The following is a 1,976-nucleotide window of genomic DNA, read 5'->3' as shown; positions in this document are numbered from 1 at the left end:
TTTTTTAGTTAAGCTGTTTTTGCAATAGATAAATTATAATCAGGATTAATAATTTTAATTAATCTATCAACAGGCAGAACTTTTATTAGAACTATACAAATAATCATCTCTCCAAAAACTATAGGAATATTTACTGCAAGTGAATAAAAAGCAGCACCCATATTAGCTGGTGCAAAAGTTCCAAAGAACACAACGCCTGATATGAAGTGACATAAGAACTTTATGAAAAATGCCACGAATATTCCGAGAGTTCGTCTATTTCTAAAGTACCCTGCAAATCCCATAGCCATTGAAGGTAGAGGGTAATCAAATAACATTTGAATTGGATGTATTACGTAAGGATCAGTTAAAAGATTAATTAATCCATATAAAAATCCAGTTAAAAATCCAATTTCCTTACCATAAGCAAAAGTTATAATAAGAATTGGAATCATACAACCAAGTGTAATGCTACCTCCTTGTGGGAATCTATAAATTCTAAATACATTAAGTATTGTTGAAAGAGCTAAAGCTATTGCTACGTGAGTAATTATTCTAGCATCTAACTTAACCTTTCTGAATTTAAATAAGGCAAAAAATAAAATAATACAGCCTATTATTGTTAGTATTGTAAGGGGATTTGAAACAATCTCCTTAAATTTGTCAGGGATATTAGTATATAAATTACTAAATCTTTCTCCCCAATCAGCAAAAAAATCCATAAAAAAACCTCCTATACTTTGTGCTAGAAGGACGCATGAAAACTACTCACGGCTTTCCTACGCTGGTATTACCCAGATCAGGTTAAAGGGTTAATGCAAAATCGCATCTCTCAGCCAAAAAATTGGCACCCCTAGCACAGTCTTAAATATTTTATTGACAAGCTTATTTTAATATTAAAAATTACTAATGTCAATAAAATACAAAACTGAGTATAGAAATAAAGGAAATATGTTAAAATAAGGATCATAGAGTGGGGGGAATAACTTATGAGAGGAAAGAGAAAAATGTATTTAATAATAATTATAGTAATATTAGTAGCATTATTTTTATACGTGCAGAACAATTTATTATACATAAATAAAATAGAATTAAATAGCAGTGAGCTTTCACTTAAGTCAGATTATAAAATTGTCCACTTAAGTGATCTTCACAATAAGATGTTTGGGGATAACCAAAATAAATTAGTGGATAAAATAAAAGAAATAAAGCCAGATATGATAGTTTATACTGGTGATATTGTTGATAGTTATAGTTATAAAGAAGAGCCGGCATTAATTTTAATGGCGGAGCTTTTAAAAATAGCGCCAGTTTATTATGTAACTGGAAATCATGAAATAAGACTTGGTGTTTATGAAACATTAAAAGAAAAATTCACTAAACTTGGGGTTACTGTTTTAGAGGATGAGGTTCATAAAATATATATTGAAGATAAGGAAATTGATTTAATAGGACTTAAAGATGGGCAGATTGAAGAGTTAGAATATAATTTAAATGAGATACTAATAAATAACAAAAGTGATAATTTTAAAATGCTACTTTCTCATAGACCTGACGGAATAGAAGTATATTCAAATAATAATATAGACTTAGTTTTTACAGGTCACGCACATGGTGGTCAGGTTAGAATTCCTTTTGTTGGAGGCATAATAGCGCCAGGACAAGGATTTTTTCCTAAATATACTGAAGGAAAACATACAATTAATAATACTACAATGTTAGTGAGTAGAGGACTTGGAAATAGTGCATTTCCATTTAGAATTTTAAATAGACCAGAAATAGTTGTATTAGAAATAAAAGGAAAATATTAATGAACTATTAATTATCATTGAAAAGGTTGAAAAAGCCATTTTTTCTAGAATATAATAAATAACAACATACAAACAAGGGGATGAAAAGTTGAAAAAGAGCTTTAGTAAGACTATTTTAATGGTTGTATTAGTAATTGCATTACTACCTTCAACCTTTGCATTTGCAAGAGCAGGTGGCGGAGGAGG

The 1,976-nt window shown here is 29.5% G+C and carries 2 protein-coding genes and 1 riboswitch; of the genes, one reads left to right on the top strand and one right to left on the bottom strand.

Features of this window, described 5'->3' with window-relative positions; all coding sequences use genetic code 11:
- Nucleotides 1-8: 8 nt before the first annotated feature.
- Nucleotides 9-701, bottom strand: coding sequence for an energy-coupled thiamine transporter ThiT (gene thiT / locus RSF37_RS13410; RefSeq protein ID WP_332564891.1), 693 nt, complete (start codon nucleotides 699-701; stop codon nucleotides 9-11).
- Between the two features lie 37 nt (nucleotides 702-738).
- A riboswitch (TPP riboswitch) is annotated at nucleotides 739-844 on the bottom strand.
- A gap of 124 nt (nucleotides 845-968) precedes the next feature.
- On the opposite strand from thiT, the gene RSF37_RS13405 reads away from it, so the two are divergent.
- Nucleotides 969-1,790 (top strand): metallophosphoesterase, encoded by an 822-nt coding sequence (locus RSF37_RS13405; protein WP_332564890.1) that lies wholly within the window; start codon nucleotides 969-971, stop codon nucleotides 1,788-1,790.
- The last annotated feature ends 186 nt before the right edge of the window (nucleotides 1,791-1,976 follow it).

Origin of the sequence: Clostridium sp., assembly GCF_036643715.1 — a bacterium.
Lineage (GTDB): Bacteria > Bacillota > Clostridia > Clostridiales > Clostridiaceae > Clostridium.
This window is presented reverse-complemented; position numbering and strand designations above follow the sequence as displayed.